The following is a 17,180-nucleotide window of genomic DNA, read 5'->3' as shown; positions in this document are numbered from 1 at the left end:
CGAAGCTTATAGAAAGTTGCCCCAATGTGCGGAGCTTGAAAAGTAAGAAGGGAGGTGTCTTGGTAGATAGCTCCCTTCTTACTTTTCGTTTAGCGGCTCTTTTTTGAAAATTAGACCTAAAACGTAGATGGCATCTTCTAAGTCTATTTTGAATGATAGGGGTTTCCTTTTGTCAGACACAAAAAGCATATGAAAGCTTTTAAACGCAAAAAAGCTCCTCGCATATAGCAAGGAGCTTTTTCATTCATAAAGAATTCTGATCTGAAAAAAGCGAGCTATTTCCTAACCACAATTCTTCTTATGGTTAGGGTGTTGCCCACTTTAATGTGCACCAAGTACATACCATGGTTCAAATGGGTCACATCAACAGCGGCTTTTAACTCATGGTTGGCAATGCTCACCTTCTGAGTGGCTACTTTCTGACCAACGGCAGAGTAAAGGATAATCTCTGCTGTTTTCTCACCGTTACGGAAGCCTTTGGCTTCAATCTGGAGTTCTTCCACCGCAGGGTTTGGCCAAAGAGTAAGCTTATGCTCTTCAGAAAGTTCTTTGATTCCGTTAGGGTTTTTCACGGCCAAAGTCTGATGCACCATGTTGTTAGCCTCGTTCTTCTCTGCCAAAGCGTTGGCAGCATCTACTACTCTTAACAGATAGTAATTGGTAAAAGGAGTATTTGCCGGAATGGTTACGTTGGCTGAGTATTGAGTAGACGCTCCCGCAGCTAAGGTAGGTATGCTGGTTTCGCTCAATAAGGCATCAGAGGCATCCCATAGATCATTAGAAGATAAGTAGTAGGAAACCTTTGTTGCCGGGGCAGCCGCGTCTCCCTGGTTGCTCACCGTTCCTGTTACCTGTACAGAGCCGCCAGCTATCACATTTCCAAGGGTAGCAACAGCAGGAGAGGAAAGGGTCAGGTCAGATAAGGCAACAGCTTGTTCAGTCACCGTGAGAGTAACCGCTTGCGTGTTGTTAGACTCATTGTTTTCTGTTACGTTGTTATTATGGTCCGCCACAAACAGAACAAAATAACTGCCTGCCTCCGTATTGGCCGGAATAGTGAGCGTAGCTTCTTTTGAAGCTGCTGTTCCAGCTGCCAATGATTCACCGGTAGAAGTGCCTAGGGCAACATCGCTGCTTTCATAGGTGCTGTTGGTAGATAAGTAATAACCAATAGTACTAGAAGTGGCAGCTATGGTGCCGTTGTTCACTATTGAGCTGTTCACAGTTACCGTAGCCCCCTTAGTGACAGAAGAAGGTGAGATAGAAGCGTTCTGCACCACTAAATCAATGACTGGCATGGCAACGGTAAGTTTTACAGAAACCATATTGTTGGCCTCATTGCTTTCTGCAACAGCACCCGCGTGGTCTGCGACAAACAGGATGTAGTAAGTTCCGTTGGCCGTGTTAGCCGGTATGGTAAGCGTGGCTGATTTAGAAGCACTTGCCTGAGGGGCTAGGGAGGCACCAGTTGAGTTGCCTAAGGCAATGTCTGAGCTCTCCAATGTGTTGTTCGCTGATAAATAATAGCCTACTGTGCTAGTGTTGGCAGCAGTATTTCCATTATTAATGATTGTGCTTGTGACGGCTACAGTACCACCGCTGAGTACGGACGCTACAGAAACAGATGGAGATTCCAAAGCTAGATCAATAGTTGGAGCTATCACGGAGAAAGCGGTGTTCATTACATTGTTGTTCTCATTGCTTTCAGTGACTGCATTGCCTGGGTCTGCGACAAACAGTAGATAATAGTTGCCTGCGGCAGTGCTAGTAGGAACAGTTAGTTTAGAAGATCTTGTCGCATTGGCACCTGCGGCAAGCGCTCCACCTGTAGAAGTTCCCAATGCAATGTCATTGACATCAAAGGTTAAATTAGAAGAAAGGTAATACCCTACATTGCTGCTGGCCGCTTCTGTGTTCCCACCGTTGTTGATTTTCACAGATACATCAAATGAAGAACCTATCAGCGCGTTTGAGCTAGAAGCCGTCACGTTGGTCAATGTAAAATCAACAGTGGCGTTCACTACCGTTACACTGCTTGAAGTCACATTATTGTCTTCATTTCCTTCGGTTACGGTATTTGCATAATCGGCTTTGGCTATCAATTTGTAAGCTCCGGCAGCAGTAGCCGTAGGGATTGTCACCGTAGCAGATAAAGTAGAAGTAGCATTCACATTCAACGCTGTTCCTGTTGCCTGCCCTACCAGGAGATCGTTCGCATCCCAGGTGTCGTTTGCGGACAAATAGAAACCTACAGATGAAACCGTACTGGAGGCATTACCTTGGTTCGTGATAGTGGAGGAAACCGAATAGGCAGCTCCTTTGATGAAGGTGTTGGAGGCTGCCGTTGGTGCGCTGGCCACTAAATCAGGCAGGGCTGGCGCGGTAACAGTTAAGGCTACGGCCTGTAGGTTATTGTTTTCATTACTTTCTGTCACAGCGCTGGTTGGATCAGCTACAAACAAGATGAAGTAATTGCCAGCGGCAGTGGTAGCAGGAATGGTAAGCGTAGCCGTATTGGATGCAGAAGTACTGGCGGCTAGCGTTCCTCCGGTAGATGTTCCCAAAGACACATCACCTGCTTCATACGTATTGTTCGTAGACAGATAATAGCTCACCGTACTCGCGCTGGCTGAGACTGTGCCGTCATTCTTGATAGAGCTGGTGGCGGTAAGGGTGTTTCCTCTTACTATTGTAGACACTGACAATGCTGGAGTCTGGATGAGTAAGTCAACAGTAGGCGCTACAATGGTGAGGGAAGTGCCATAGATGTTGTTCGTTTCGTCTCCTTCTGTAACTGCGTTGGCAGGGTCTGCTACAAACAAGATATAATACGTGCCAGCTGCTGTTCCTGCCGGTATGGTTAGAGACGCGGTCTTGGAGGCAGAAGTTTTAGAGGCCAATGAACTACCAGTTGTAGTGCCTAATAAAACATCAGCGGCTTCAAACGTCTTGTTAGTGGATAGGTAGTAGGACAGATTGCTGCTGGCCGCGGCAATGGTGCCTTGATTTTCCAACGTGGCAGTAGCCGTTACCGTTCCACCCGCTAAAAGTGATGAAGCAGATAAACTACCATTTTTTACCACAAGATCAGCAGAGTTACTTGTAACAGTTATAGCCGATGACATTACGCCATTGGTTTCATTAGATTCTACAATGTGATTCTCTGGGTCTGACACAAACAGAATATAATAACTACCTGACGTTGTGGCGCTAGGTATGGTTAAGGTGGTGCTAATAACTTCTGATGCAGCTGCGGTCAGCGTACTAGTCGTTTCCTTACTTACCAGTAAAACGTCATTCTCATCAAAGGTCGTATTGCTGGAAAGATAGAAGCCTATCGTATTCTTTGGTGCGGTTACATTGCCATTGTTTTTGATTGTAGCTGTGGCGTTCACCGTACTGCCTACTGTCACAGAAGTGGAGGCTAAGGTTTTAGCGGTAACTTCTAAGTCAAGATAATTTGAAGAGTTAACTGTAATGGCAGCGGTTCTAACGTTATTTTTTTCGTTTGTTTCCTCCACATCATTGTTTGCATCTGCAACAAATAGCAGATTATAGTTCCCTGCCGTGGTAGAGCTAGGTAAAGAAAGTGTGCTTTTGCGCTCTACAGTGGTTCCACTTGTCAGTAAACCACCGGCAGTGTTGCCTAGATACACATCAGTAGACTCAAACGTGCTGTTGGCCGATAGATAATATCCTACAGCACTGCTAGGAGAGGAGGTGGTCCCTATATTGGCGACAAAACTATTGGTGGTAAATGAAGTTCCGGGGCTCATGCTGCTAGCGGAAGTAAACGCAGAAAGCAATGTTAAGTCAACAGCCGGCTCAACGCAGGAAATATCCGCTTCAAATCCAGAATAGGAATAATAATAGCCACTACCGTAGAAGCGGAGGGTTAAAGCGCCAGATGCATTTGAAGCCGTGACTATTGCAGGACCTGAGCTAGAGGAGTATCTGCCTATTAACGTTGCAGATGTACTGGTGCCATCATAGATTTCTAAGTAATCATAATAATACAGTGCGAAACTCAGAAACGATAACTGTATCTTATTGCCAGTGACAGCAGGACTCAGCGTGAGAGTCGAATTTGATGTAGAAGTATAAGGTCCTGTTCCGCCATTGTCGTATAATTTCCCTGAACATGTGGTAAAGCTGGAGTTTCCACTGGAAGGCATCACAAAGGTGGTGCCTTGCGCGGTAACACTCATATAAGTGCTACTGGTGTTGTTGTTCTCATTGCTCTCTTTTACCACGTTCAGGTAATCTACGGCCTGAATAAGGTAATAATTCCCTGGAGTGGTGTTAGAGGGAATAGTCACGGACGTGCTTCTGTATTCATATGATTCTGGATATACTGAAGAACCATTGGCAAATCCAATCAGGACATCTGCTGCATCTAAGGTATTATTTGTAGATAAATAGTAACCAATGTTGCTGGAAGTAGCACTTGTATTCCCATAGTTTCTCACAGTGGCAGTGACAGTGACTGGGTTTCCAGCAGAAACGGAAGAGGCAGTAACCGCAGCAGATTCTAAGGCAAGGTCAATGGAGGGTAAAACCACAGCCAAGGGCATGCTCACAGTATTATTTTTCTCATTGCTCTCCGTAAGGGTATTGAGATAATCTGCCACAAATAATACATAATAGTTTCCTGCTGTGGTATTGCTTGGGATGGTAAAGCTAGGATTCCGATAAGAGTAGCTTCCCGCAGCCAAGGCGCCACCCGTAGAGGATCCAACAAACACATCAGAGGCATCATAGGTGGTATTGGTGGAAAGATAAATACCAACATTGCTGGAGGTAGCGGAAACGTTTCCTAAATTATAAATATAATACTGTCCAGACATACTGGAGCCAGGAGTGGCGGAGGTAGAATACAAATAGGCAGATTCAATATATAAGTCTGAATAAGGCGCTACTACGGAAATAGCCAGACTGTTCACATTGTTAGATTCATTGGTTTCTGTGACGCTGTTCAAATAATCCGCCGCAAAAAGAATGTAATAGGAGCCAACAGCAGTACCCGAAGGAATGGTAAGGTTGACGCTTCGGTAACTAGAAGATCCAGCAGCGAGGCTGGAACCGGAAGAAGAACCAATGAAGGTATCTGAGTTGTCTAATGTAGTATTGGTTGACAGGTAAAATCCAACATTGCTGGAAGAGGCAGCTGTATTCCCCTGATTATAGACATAACAACTTGCCGCTACCGTATTGCCTGGAGATAAAGTAGAACTGCTTAGGTAAGAGCTCTGTACAATCAAATCAATAGAAGGAGAAGTTACTGTGAACTGACGAGAAAGAGTATTGTTGGTTTCGTTACTTTCTGTGACACTATTGAGGTAATCTGCTACAAAAACAATGTAGTAAGTGCCAGGAGTGGTATTAGAGGGAATAGTTATAGAGGAGCTGAAACCTGTGGTATACGAAGGACTGATTGCACTGCCAGAATAAGAGCCTATAAATACATCTGAGGCATCATAAGTGCTGTTGGTAGATAAGTAGAAACCAACAGAACTGGAGGTTGAGGCAATATTTCCCTGGTTGTAAATACTCCCCTCTACATATAATCCGCTCCCCGCTGTAACAGAGGTAGAATACAAGTAAGCACTGTAGATGGAGAAATCAACACTGGATGGAACTACTGCAATAGAAACACTGCTCACATTGTTATTCTCATTGGATTCTTTAACAGACCCAAGATAGTCAGCCACGAATAAGAGATAGTAACTTCCGGTAGCTGTACCTGTGGGAATAGTTAAATATACATTTCTGGATGAGGTTGCACCTTCGTTAAGGTTACCTCCGGAAGAAGAGCCAATGAAAACATCTGAGTTATCTAAGGTGTTGTTTGTAGACAGATAGTAACCAATATTACTGGAAGAACCTGCCGAGCTACCTATATTATAGATAGAACCTGTTGCGTAAATGGAACTCCCCACAGCCACTGATGTGGGAGATACGGCTGCTCCTTGTATGGCGAAATCAGCCTGAGCATAACTGAGATGGATACCGCTAAAGAAAAATAGGAATGCGCAGAGTAGTTTCCATCTGGTGCCAGATGGAGAAGAGAGTAAATTTTCCAACATAAAGGGAGAGTAGTAGTTTAGACGATAGGTAGATGATTTTGATTTGTGATATTTTATAAAGTGTACTAAGGATCGGTATAGAAGCCTGAATCTGTGGGGGAGAGATCAAGGGCTATGAATCTTGCAAAATGTTTATATGCTATAAATTTTTTATAAATATAAGAGTTTAAAAATAAAGGATATATAGGTGTTGAAGATATTATCTTAGAAGTGAAGTTGCTCTCCAAATAATTGCTGCTGCTTTTTCCTTGGTGAATGTAAAAGACAAAAGGAGCAGAAAAGAACCATACCATTCTTTCTTGCTCCTTTTGCAGTGGAAGTGTTCAGCAGTGACCTTTCCAACTTCTAGGCCAAATATTCCTATCTTAAATGCTCCTCCAAATACTCCGTTACTTTTTTGTACAGGTGCACCCGGTCTTTGCCGCCCACGTTATGCGGGTGGCCAGGGTACACAAAATAATCCAGAAGTATGCCTTCGTCTACGGCTTTCTTCAGGAAGGCTTGGCTGTGCTGCCATACCACCACATCGTCTACCGTGCCGTGGATCATGAGCAGTTTGCCTTTCAGGTTTTTTACGTAGTTCAGCAGGTTGGCTTTCTGGTAGCCTTCGGGATTTTCCTGCGGGGTGTCCATGTAGCGTTCTGTGTACATGACCTCATAAAGGCGCCAGTCAATTACCGGACCGCCGGCCACGCCCACTTTGAAAACGCCCGGCTGCTTGAGCATCAGGGAAGTAGTCATGAAACCCCCGAAGCTCCAGCCGTGCACGCCCATCCGGTTGGCATCTACGTACGGCAGGTTTTTGAGGTATTCCACACCTTTCATCTGGTCGGCTAGTTCAGGGGTGCCTACCTGGCGGAAAATAGCCTGCTCAAAGGCGCGTCCTCTGTCGGCGGAGCCTCGGTTGTCCAGGGAGAAGACAATGTAACCTTTCTGGGCCATGAGCTGCATCCAGAGGTTAGAGCCTCCCAGCCAGCTGTTGGTGATCATTTGCAGATGCGGGCCGCCGTAGACATACACTACTACAGGGTATTTCTTCTTCTCATCAAAATTGGGCGGGGTAATCATGCGGCAGAACAAATCAGTACCGTCTTCGCCTTTGATGGGGAAAATAGAAGTTTCACCCAGATTGTAGTCCAGGAGCGGGTTTTGGGCCACCAGCAACGTACGGGCAACTTTCCCTGCATCGGTATCCAGAATCCGGATGGTGCGCGGGGTCACGGGGCTGCTGTAGTTGTCAATAAAGTATTGACCGGTAGGGCTGAAGGAGATGTTGTGCACCCCGCTGCCCTGGGTGAGTCTGCCGGTGCGGGCCGAACTTAACTCCACAGCGTACAGGTGACGCTCCAGCGGGCTCTCGGCGGTGGAGGTATAGTAGACCTCGCGGCCGCTTTTGTCAAAGCCCACCAATGATTTCACAATGAAGTCGCCCTGAGTGAGTTGCCGGATCAACTGGCCATTGGTGTTGTACAGGTACAGGTGCATAAAGCCGTCGCGCTCGCTCATCCAAACAAATTGGTTGGGCTTGCCCGGAACAAAGTACATGGGATTCTCTGGTTCCACCCATTTGTCTTGCTGCTCCCCAAACAGGGTTTTCACAAAAGCTCCGGTGGTGGCATCGTACTGGTTCAGCCACATGTGGTTCTGCGCGCGGTTCACCACGGCCAGATAAATGGATTTCTCATCTGGACTCCAGGTAAGATTGGTGAGGTACTGCTCGGCGGGCTCACCGGTCTTCAGGAAAATAGTTTTACCTGACGCCACATGATAGACCCCTACAGTTACGTGATGGCTCTTGTCGCCCGCCATAGGGTATTTAATGTTGTTTAGTTTGGCAGGCACGGCATTCACATCTACCAATGGATAATCGGTGACCATGGTTTGGTCCATGCGGTAGTAGGCCAGGCTGTTGCCGCTGGGGCTCCAGAAAGTGCCTTTGGTAATCCCGAATTCTGAGCGGTGGGCCGCCTGTCCGTTCACAATGGCTGGGTTAGTCTCCTGCGTGATCTGGAGATTTTCCTTACCGGGCTGGGAGAGGTACAGGTTCTGAGCCTTGGTATACGCTACACGTTGCAGCGTAGGCGCAAAGTCTATGTTCTCAGCGGCGGCGTCTAACGCATAATAGGCCTGAGCGGCTTTTGTCTGGAGGTTATAGCGGAAGAGGCGCCCCCGTTGGTTTAGCAGTACCTCGTTTCTGTTAAGCCACCGTAGCCCGCTCACGGTAGAAGTTTTGGTGCCGCCGGCTTTTGCAAGGCCCGCCCCCAGGTCTGCCGCGGTGAGAACTACTTGGGCGTTGCCTTTTACGGTGCCGCGCAGGAGTTGGTCCATTTTATCAGACACGTAGCTATATTCATCGGTGCCCGGAATCCAGGTGAGTTGGCGCAAATTGGCCGGAGTTAAAGCAGGATTCAGGAACGCGTCTTCCATGGTGAGCTGCTTTTTCTGGGCAAAGGCAGAAACAGAGGAAAGCAGCACCAGCCAGAGCAGGGTCAGGTAGGTGAAAAATGGTTTGTGCATGTTCATTTGGGTTTAAACAAAGGGAAAACCACGGTGGCAACACTGGCCAGCGATTGGTTTTGAAAGAGGATAATTCCTCAAAAATAAGGCTAAACTACCTATTTTTCAGGAACAAGGGCTACTTTTTAGCTGTTTTACTATTGCTGAGGCCGGAGCAGGAGGAGCTTCCTTAACTCATGTTTATTGCTTAATTTTGTGGTATGGATATTCTAACCGAAATTCTGGAGCAGGAAGACGTGCTGTTGTTGGAGGAAACCACTGATATGCGGGAGCTGGTGGTGTACAACGACGACGTGAATACATTTGAGCATGTCATTAATACATTGGTACAAGTCTGCAAACACACGCAGGAACAGGCCGAACAGTGTACCATGTTGATACATTACAAAGGGAAGTGCTCTGTGAAACTAGGTACTTTCACAGAGCTTCAAACCATGTGCACTGCCATCCATGACCGGGGTATCTCAGCGGATATTGTTTAACCCTGACCTAATTGGATGAATTTTCCATCAAAGCTGATTGAGAATGCGGTTGATGAGCTGGCTAAATTGCCGGGCGTAGGTAAGAAAACTGCCTTACGCCTGGTGTTGCACCTGCTCAAAGCCGAAACTGAAGACACCAAACAACTTTCTGAAGCCTTGGTGCGCATGCGTACCGGTATAAGGTACTGCAAAACCTGCCATAATATCTCAGACACAGAAGTATGCAGTATCTGCGCCAACCCACTCCGCGATAGGGCTCTGCTCTGCGTGGTAAGTGACATGCGCGATGTGATCGCTATTGAGAATACGGCGCAGTACAAAGGGCTCTACCACGTGCTGGGCGGTGTCATTTCTCCGCTGGAAGGCATTGGCCCCTCTGATCTGCATATTCAATCGTTGGTGGAGCGGTTGCCTAGTTCTGGAGTGAAGGAAATCATTCTGGCTTTGAGCCCTACCATGGAAGGAGATACCACCGCTTTCTATCTTACCCGTAAATTAAAAGACTACTCGGCAAGAATTTCCAGCATCGCCAGAGGCGTACCGGTAGGAGGAGAGCTGGAATATACAGATGAGATTACCCTGGGGCGCAGCATACTAGATCGTACCACTTATAGCCAGGGCTGAGTCAAAATATAAATGCAATGATATTAAAAGCAGGAACAATGGTTCCTGCTTTTTTATGTTTGTAGTATCTTCCAGAATTAATGCCTGCACATTAACAATTCTAATAAAGGCCAACCCAACAGCTGCTTGAAAGACCTCTCCGTCATTATTGTCAATTACAACGTCAGCTACTTCCTGGAGCAATGCCTGCTCTCGGTCAGGAAGGCCGTGCAGGGGCTGCAGGCTGAAGTGTTTGTGGTAGACAATAATTCTGTGGATGGATCTGTGGAGATGGTGCGGCGGCGTTTCCCTGAGGTAGTTCTGCTGGCTAATAAAGAAAACCTAGGGTTTTCCAAAGCCAACAACCAGGCTATTAGGCAGGCGCAGGGCAAGTACGTGCTGTTGCTCAACCCAGATACGGTGGTAGAGGAAGACACCTTTCGGAAGTGTTTCCAGTTCATGGAGGAGCACCCGGGGGCAGGGGCACTGGGGGTGAAGATGATGGACGGAGCCGGTAAATTTCTGCCAGAATCCAAGCGGGGACTTCCTACGCCATGGGTAGCTTTTGCCAAGGTATTCGGGTTGGCGGCTCTGTTTCCAACGTCAAGCTTATTTAACCGCTATCACCTGGGGCACCTGTCCCATGATGAAGTCCATCAGGTTGATATATTGGCTGGGGCCTTTATGTTTATGCGTGCCAAGACTTTGGCTAAGGTAGGGTTGCTGGACGAAGGCTTTTTCATGTACGGCGAGGACATTGATCTCTCTTACCGCATCAAAGAGGGAGGGTATGAGGTCTATTACTTCCCGCACACCCGCATCATTCACTACAAAGGCGAGAGCACCCGTAAAACCAGCGCCAACTACGTGTTCATGTTTTACCGTGCCATGATGATCTTCGCCGAAAAGCACTTCAGCGGCCGCCAGGCCAAGCTGTACTCCGTCCTGATCAGGTTGGCTATTTATCTGAGGGCGGCCATGGCTTTGGTGTCCAGGGTTTTTCAGTGGCTGTTTCCAGTTCTGCTTGACGGGCTCTGTCTGGCGGTGGGCGTGTGGCTGGGAGTCCAGGTAGTGGCGCATCCGGTACCGTTGGAATTCAATGGCAAGTGGGGCCTGTATTTTGCAGTTTGGCTGGGTACTGCCTTCTTCAGCGGAGCGTATGATCAGCCTCCACACCTGTACCGTTTGGTGAGAGGAATGCTTTGGGGAAGTATCTTACTCATGGCTTTCTCCAGTGCGGGAACCATTGCGGGCAGTGCCAATAAGAGGCATATTCTGGTGGCGGTACTGGTAGGGTTAGTGGGCATGAGCCTCTGGCGCTTTGTCTGGCATTACTGGCAGTTTGGCCACTGGCGGTTTGGTGAGCCCAAGGCCAAGCGCATAGCGGTGGTGGGCAGCAGCCAGGAAATCAAGAGAGCCGCAGAACTGCTCAGTCAGGTGGGTGCCCAAAAACCGGTTGCCCATCTGGAGCCCCAACATACCCCCGCCGATTTAAGGCAGATACGTGAGGTAATCCAGATTCATAAAATCAACGAGCTGATCTTCTGTGGCAAAGATTTAACGGTGTCCCAGATAATTGAGTGGATGGTACAGATTCATAACAGAGCTGTTGAGTTCAAGATTCTGCCCGAAAACAGCGCCTATATAATTGGGTCTTCCTCCAAAAATGCCCGAGGCGACTATTACGCCCTGCACATTGAGGTGAATCTGCTGAACCCGTATCACCGGCGAAACAAGATCATACTTAACTCTCTGGTGAGTGTGCTGCTCCTGGTGCTGTCGCCGGTGCTTGTCTGGAGGGTGAAAGGAAAAAAACAGTTTTTCAGGAATTGTCTGGGCAATCTGTTCGGGCTCTATCAGTGGGTAGGGCTAAAGGAAACAGCCACCGATGAGACCAGGCCGGCCGTACTTTCACCGGTAGACAAAGTTTCCCAGCAGCCCATTCATCTCACCGCCGCCCGGCAGATAGAGATGTTATATGCCAAAGACTATACCCCTTCCGCCGATTTGCTGATTCTGGCGCGCAATCTCTCCAATCTGGGCCGGAAGGTGTAATTTTAAAATAAGCCGACTTGTCGTAATTCATAGCGGAGCGCGCTGCCTTGCCGTTTGAGTAAGCTTCCTGTTTTCCGGTTTAAGCCATGCCCTCCTCTGTTTAGGCGCTAGGCTAACTCTTTCAAAAGTTGCTAATCCTGGGTCGCGTTTGCCTAAAGCTTTAATTAAATTTAGCCGAAGAAGAGATAAAAACGGCAAAAGCTTCTATTTTTGGAGCCACACCTTATATGTCTGCTTAAGAGATGATTACTAACCAACAAAAAACACTTTCTGACCGCATTACCTCTCTGGCTGAGTCTCAGACAATTGCCATGGCTAAAAAAGCAAGAGAACTGGCGGCCAAGGGGGTTGATGTGATTAATTTAAGTTTCGGGGAGCCTGATTTCCAGACCCCTCAGTATATTAAAGATGCAGCCAAGAAAGCCATTGATGACGGCTATACGTTCTATACACCGGTTGCAGGGTACCCAGAGTTGCGCAAAGCCATTGTAGAGAAATTGCGCCGAGACAACGGCCTGGAGTATGGCCCGGAGAACATTGTGGTTTCCACGGGTGCCAAGCAATCTATCGCCAATGCCGTGATGTGTCTGGTAAACCCCGGCGACGAGGTGATCATTATCTCTCCGTATTGGGTTAGTTATGAAGAAGTGGTGAAACTGGCCGAGGGGATTCCGGTGCCGGTGCGTGGCCAACTGGAGAACGATTATAAAGTGACCGCCCAGCAACTGGAAGAGGCCATCACGCCAAACACAAAGCTGATCATGTACTCTTCGCCGTGCAACCCTACCGGCTCGGTGTTCACCAAAGATGAACTGGCTGCCTTTGCGGCTATTCTGGAGAAACATCCGCAGGTGCACGTCATCGCAGATGAGATCTATGAGTACATCAACTTTACCGGTGAGCATTACAGCTTGGCGCGTTTTGAGTCTGTGAAAGACCGTGTGATTACCGTGAACGGTTTCTCCAAAGGCTACGCCATGACCGGCTGGCGCGTGGGCTACATTGCCGCCCATAAAGACATCGCCGATGCCTGTGACAAGATGCAGAGCCAGATAACGAGCGGTACCTGCTCCATTGCCCAGAAAGCAGCCCAGGCTGCGTTGGAGGGCGGAAGAGCATCTGCCGAGGAAATGAGTGCGTCTTACCTGCGCCGCCGCGACCTGGTGCTGGGGCTGATGAACCAGATTCCGGGCATCAAGACCTATGTGCCGCAGGGGGCGTTCTACATCTTCCCAGATATCAGCGACTACTTTGGCAAATCTACCGGCGAGGTGGAAATCAACAACGCGAATGACCTGGCCATGTATCTGCTCAATGATGCGCACGTGTCATTGGTAGAAGGTGGGGCCTTTGGCGCGCCTGAGTGCCTGCGGTTCTCTTTCGCGGCGTCAGATGCCAAGCTGATTGAAGCCCTGGAGCGCATCAAAAACAGCCTGGCTAAGCTTAGCTAAAAGCAGAATCAAGTTTTTCTTGCTACCTTTACCCCAGACATTGGATAACGCGCCTGCTCATTGGGCGCGTTATCCAATGTTTTGTTTCTAACCTATTTTTATTCTGAATGTCCATTCGGCACACGGTTTCTGCTCTGTTCAACCGCTTCAGCCAGCTCAAGGTGTTGGTGGTGGGTGATGTCATGATTGACGCGTACCTCTGGGGGAAATCTTCCCGCTTGTCGCCGGAGGCGCCGGTACCTATTGTGAACAGAACCAAGACCGAACAGCGGCTGGGCGGGGCCGCCAACGTAGCCCTGAACGTACAGAGCCTGGGCGCTACCCCGTTGCTGTGCTCCGTGGTAGGCGATGATCAGGATGGAGCTGCTCTCATCAGGCTGCTGCGGGAGCAGGGGCAGAGCGAGGAGGGGATTGTCCTGAGCCCCGAACGGCCCACCACGGTAAAACAGCGCATCATCTCCGGCGGCCAGCAACTTCTCCGGATAGACTCTGAAGTAGAAACCGACCTGACGGAGTTTGAGCGCCGCGCCCTGGTGCAGCGGTTCCAGCAGCTTCTGCCCAGCGCCCACGTCGTGATCTTTGAAGACTATGACAAAGGAGTTTTGAGCGCCCCCGTAATTCAGGAGTTGCTGGCGTTGGCCAAACAAGCGGGCATTCCTACCGTGGTAGACCCCAAGAAAAAGAACTTTCTGTCTTACAAAGGCAGCACCCTGTTCAAGCCCAACCTGAAAGAACTTAAAGAGGGCCTCAAAGTAGATTTCTCAGATGCCAATCTGGATGCTTTTGAAGCCGCCGTTGACCAGTTACAGGAGCAGATGGCGTTGGAGAATGTATTAGTGACCTTATCAGAGCGCGGCGTTTTCTGCCAATCTGCTGAAAAGAAGAGAACGTACCTGGACGCTCACATCCGTTCCATCTCAGATGTGTCCGGGGCCGGAGATACGGTGGTGAGCATTGCCGCCCTGAGCCTCGCGGTGGGGCTACCGTTGCCCGCATTGGCTGAGTTAGCCAACCTGGGAGGCGGTTTGGTCTGCGAACACGTGGGCGTGGTACCTATAGACTGGGATCAGCTCCGGGAGGAAGCATTGCAGTCTGAGGTGTTGCAAAAAGAACTGGCAGGATTTGAAGTAAAGCAGTAGATGCCCCACGCGCCGTTTAGCGGCTCTTTTTCTGAAATCAATCCTAAAACGCCCGAAGCTTTTCCGGGCGTTTTCTGTTGGGAGACAGGGCAAAGGCCCTTGCGTGTATTAACCTTGTTTTAGGAAAAAGAGCCGCTAAACGCAATTCTGAAAATGGGAAGCCCTAAAGCCGATGCCCGGGTTGCTCCTGGAAGCACGAACGCCACTGCAAAAAAACGTCCTCCCGCACCAGAGGCACAGGAGGACATTTAGCGGCTGTTTTTCCTAAATTAGGCCTAAAACAGATTTTAGCGCTGGCTATATTCTTTCACCGTCTGGATAAAGCATTTCACCTTCTCAGGGTCAGTGTCTGGGTACACGCCGTGGCCCAGGTTGGCAATATGGCGGTTCGGCCCGAAAGCGTCCAGCATTTTCATCGTCTCCTTTTTCACGCCGTCAAAAGAGTTGTAGAGGGCGCATGGGTCCAGGTTGCCTTGCAGGGTTTTGGTATCTCCCACTACTTTGCGGGCATCGGCTATGTCCATGTTCCAGTCCAGACCAATCACCTGGCAGTCCAGCTGCGCGAAATCAGAGAGGGAGAAGAAGGCGCCTTTGGCAAACACGGTAACGGGTACGTCTGTGATGGCCTGGCAAATCTCTGAGATATAGCGGTAAGAGAACTCCTTGTAGTGCGCCGGCGGCAGAATACCCGCCCAGGAATCAAAGATCTGAATCAGGTTGGCACCGGCTTCCACCTGGGCCTTCAGATAGGCAATGGTAGTATCGGTGATTTTGCGGAGCAGCTGGTGCGACATTTCCGGTGCCTCGTACAGCATTTTACGGGCTTTGGAGAACGTCTTGGAGCCGCTGCCTTCCACCATGTAGGCGAAGATGGTCCAGGGCGCACCGGCAAACCCGATGAGCGGCACCCGGCCGTTAAGTTCCCGTTTGGTGACTTTGATGGCCTCCAGAACGTAGTTCAGGTGCTCGTACGGATCGGCTACGCGCACTTGCTCCACATCGGCGGCGGTTTTGATGGTGTTAGGGAACAGCGGACCGCGTTTCTCTATCATCTCATAGGTACAGCCCATGGCTTCGGGCACCACCAGAATGTCAGAGAAAATAATGGCGGCGTCTACATCCAGCAGGTCAACGGGCTGAATGGTCACCTCCGCGGCCAGTTCTGGGGTTTCTACCAGTTCCTTGAAGCCAGAGAGGCGTTCGCGCACGGCACGGTATTCAGGTAAGATGCGGCCTGCCTGGCGCATGAGCCAGACCGGGGTCCGTTCAGTTGGCTGGCCCAGGGCGGCACGCAGCAACAGGTCATTCTTTAATTGCATGGTGCAAAGATAAGGCAAATAATGAGTCCTGAGTTCTGAGTCTGGAGTTCTGAGTTAGAAAAAATAGGCAGTAACGTCTTTGGGTGAGGGCTGTTTTTAAGCAGTTTTCGGAAAAACAGCCCCTAAACAGGATACGGTACGGGAAGAAGCGGTTTATTTAAAGAGCGCCAGCAGGGCCGTCACAATAAAGCTCACGCCCAGAGACAGCACAATGAAGCCCATGATTTTGGCCAGCGCCGCCAGCCCCGCCTTGCCCATGAACATGACCAGTCTGGGCGAAAAAAGCAGAATCACGTAGCTTACGGCACCTAACAGCACAATGGCCAGCACCGTAAGGCCCATGTCAATCACGGTGAGAGATTTGGTGAAAAGGCTGATGACCACCGCAATAGACCCGGGGCCTGAGAGCAGCGGCATGGCCAGCGGCGTAAAGGAGATGTCTTCTTTCTCCACCCCTTCGGCCACCACGTCTTTGGAGATCTTCTTGCCTTCTTCGGCCTTGGGGTTGAGCAGGTCCAGCCCGGCCCGCATGATCATGATGCCGCCCGCAATGCGCAGGTCATGGATGCGGAGCCCGAAGAAATCCAGAACCGCCTGCCCGGCCAGAAAAAAGACCGTGAGAATGAGCACCATGTACATACAGGCCCGTAGCGCCTGCTGGCCCCGCCGTTCGGGGGTGTCGTCTTGGGTTAGGGTGAGAAATACCGGCATGGCCCCAAAGGGGTTCACCACAGAGAAGAGGGCCGAAAAGGTAGCGAGTAGAATTTCCATTGCTTCCAATAATACGGAATTTCAGGAAATTACCCACTTAGTATAAAACGGAGATAGCTACAGAAGCCCGGTCTCTAGCTGAAGAGCCGTTTCCAGAAACTTTTAGGGGCGGGTTTGGGGCTACGCGAATAGGTGCGGGTCTGCTGCACAAACTGCACCTTCTGGATGGCCTGTACCAGCCACCGGTGGGCTTCGGGACTGCGTTCCAACACGCCTTTCACGCCCGGCTGCCACAGGCGCAGGATTTCCTCTCCGTCTTTAGAGGGTGTTAAAATATAGATGTGCGTCCGCTCCATCTGGGCCAGCAGCGTTTTGAGTAGCTGAGGGTCAGGATTGAAGTCCAGAGCAGCTTTGCCGCCCATCACAATGAGCTCACGGGTGGAATTACGGGCAATACCAAACCTCGCTTCAAAGTCTGTGTAGCTAAAAGATTGAATTTCAATCCTCTGACTGTATAAGTTCTGCTTGTTTAAAGCTTGGAGAAGAGAACCTACTAAAGCAAGGTCGTCTTCTATGAGAAGGAGCCGGTAGGGTGTTGTCATACGAGCTTCTAAGGTAGAATATTTCTTCTTATTGGCTCAAGCTATCTTGATAAATTTATGAACATTTAAGCCATTATTATAAGTATAGAAGAAATTACCTTAACATGAGCTCAAAAAGCACGCAGCTGCTCCTCATGATAAACCGAAAGGAAGGGAGAGGGACGGAGAAAAAGTGCCGTCGCCGCTTAAAAAACTTGTAGCTTACTTTTATAACT

10 protein-coding genes are annotated in these 17,180 nt (G+C 49.2%); 5 read left to right on the top strand and 5 right to left on the bottom strand.

Translation table 11 applies throughout. The annotated features are described in order from the left end of the window. Positions 1 to 275 precede the first annotated feature (275 nt). On the bottom strand, positions 276 to 6,086 hold the full coding sequence (locus EFA69_RS05900; RefSeq protein WP_123132168.1) for a CARDB domain-containing protein: 5,811 nt from the start codon (positions 6,084 to 6,086) through the stop codon (positions 276 to 278). 360 nt (positions 6,087 to 6,446) lie between these two features. Next, the gene (locus tag EFA69_RS05895) at positions 6,447 to 8,603 is read right to left on the bottom strand and encodes a S9 family peptidase (RefSeq protein ID WP_123132207.1); all 2,157 of its coding nucleotides are present in this window, start codon (positions 8,601 to 8,603) and stop codon (positions 6,447 to 6,449) included. A 200-nt stretch (positions 8,604 to 8,803) separates the two neighbouring features. Between EFA69_RS05895 and EFA69_RS05890 the strand changes: the two genes are divergently transcribed. The 5 genes from EFA69_RS05890 (at position 8,804) to EFA69_RS05870 (ending at position 14,333) form a co-directional block, all read left to right on the top strand. Then, complete coding sequence (locus EFA69_RS05890) at positions 8,804 to 9,085, top strand: ATP-dependent Clp protease adaptor ClpS (protein ID WP_123132167.1); 282 nt, start codon at positions 8,804 to 8,806, stop codon at positions 9,083 to 9,085. A gap of 15 nt (positions 9,086 to 9,100) precedes the next feature. After that, complete coding sequence (recR, locus tag EFA69_RS05885) at positions 9,101 to 9,709, top strand: recombination mediator RecR (RefSeq protein WP_123132166.1); 609 nt, start codon at positions 9,101 to 9,103, stop codon at positions 9,707 to 9,709. 126 nt (positions 9,710 to 9,835) lie between these two features. Then, on the top strand, positions 9,836 to 11,743 hold the full coding sequence (locus tag EFA69_RS05880) for a glycosyltransferase family 2 protein (RefSeq protein WP_123132165.1): 1,908 nt from the start codon (positions 9,836 to 9,838) through the stop codon (positions 11,741 to 11,743). A gap of 242 nt (positions 11,744 to 11,985) precedes the next feature. Next, complete coding sequence (locus tag EFA69_RS05875; protein ID WP_123132164.1) at positions 11,986 to 13,194, top strand: pyridoxal phosphate-dependent aminotransferase; 1,209 nt, start codon at positions 11,986 to 11,988, stop codon at positions 13,192 to 13,194. A gap of 107 nt (positions 13,195 to 13,301) precedes the next feature. After that, positions 13,302 to 14,333: a bifunctional heptose 7-phosphate kinase/heptose 1-phosphate adenyltransferase gene (locus EFA69_RS05870; protein ID WP_123132163.1), complete on the top strand. Its 1,032-nt coding sequence runs from the start codon at positions 13,302 to 13,304 to the stop codon at positions 14,331 to 14,333. 287 nt (positions 14,334 to 14,620) lie between these two features. Here the strand turns inward: EFA69_RS05870 and hemE are convergent, their stop codons facing one another. The 3 genes from hemE to EFA69_RS05855 all read right to left on the bottom strand — a co-directional run bounded on the left by hemE (position 14,621) and on the right by EFA69_RS05855 (position 16,965). Then, a complete protein-coding gene (gene hemE / locus EFA69_RS05865; protein WP_123132162.1) occupies positions 14,621 to 15,652 on the bottom strand; it encodes a uroporphyrinogen decarboxylase in 1,032 nt (343 codons plus the stop codon). 153 nt (positions 15,653 to 15,805) lie between these two features. Continuing rightward, positions 15,806 to 16,423 carry a MarC family protein gene (locus tag EFA69_RS05860; RefSeq protein ID WP_123132161.1) on the bottom strand — a complete coding sequence of 206 codons (618 nt, stop codon included), beginning with the start codon at positions 16,421 to 16,423 and terminating at the stop codon, positions 15,806 to 15,808. Positions 16,424 to 16,497: 74 nt separating this feature from the next. After that, positions 16,498 to 16,965, bottom strand: coding sequence for a response regulator transcription factor (locus EFA69_RS05855; protein WP_123132160.1), 468 nt, complete (start codon positions 16,963 to 16,965; stop codon positions 16,498 to 16,500). Between the last annotated feature and the right edge of the window lie 215 nt (positions 16,966 to 17,180).

The sequence above is a fragment of the Rufibacter immobilis genome, assembly GCF_003721565.1.
Taxonomy (GTDB): Bacteria; Bacteroidota; Bacteroidia; order Cytophagales; family Hymenobacteraceae; genus Nibribacter; species Nibribacter immobilis.
Note: the sequence above shows the minus strand (reverse complement) of the source record. Positions and strands in the feature narration are given on the sequence as shown.

What these genes read in the sequence shown, in the direction of transcription:
- EFA69_RS05900 (WP_123132168.1), bottom strand. Translation starts at nt 6,086, where the DNA reads ATGTTGGAAAATTTACTCTCTTCTCCATCTGGCACCAGATGGAAACTA.
- EFA69_RS05895 (WP_123132207.1), bottom strand. Translation starts at nt 8,603, where the DNA reads ATGCACAAACCATTTTTCACCTACCTGACCCTGCTCTGGCTGGTGCTG.
- EFA69_RS05890 (WP_123132167.1), top strand. Translation starts at nt 8,804, where the DNA reads ATGGATATTCTAACCGAAATTCTGGAGCAGGAAGACGTGCTGTTGTTG.
- recR (WP_123132166.1), top strand. Translation starts at nt 9,101, where the DNA reads ATGAATTTTCCATCAAAGCTGATTGAGAATGCGGTTGATGAGCTGGCT.
- EFA69_RS05875 (WP_123132164.1), top strand. Translation starts at nt 11,986, where the DNA reads ATGATTACTAACCAACAAAAAACACTTTCTGACCGCATTACCTCTCTG.
- EFA69_RS05870 (WP_123132163.1), top strand. Translation starts at nt 13,302, where the DNA reads ATGTCCATTCGGCACACGGTTTCTGCTCTGTTCAACCGCTTCAGCCAG.
- hemE (WP_123132162.1), bottom strand. Translation starts at nt 15,652, where the DNA reads ATGCAATTAAAGAATGACCTGTTGCTGCGTGCCGCCCTGGGCCAGCCA.
- EFA69_RS05860 (WP_123132161.1), bottom strand. Translation starts at nt 16,423, where the DNA reads ATGGAAATTCTACTCGCTACCTTTTCGGCCCTCTTCTCTGTGGTGAAC.
- EFA69_RS05855 (WP_123132160.1), bottom strand. Translation starts at nt 16,965, where the DNA reads ATGACAACACCCTACCGGCTCCTTCTCATAGAAGACGACCTTGCTTTA.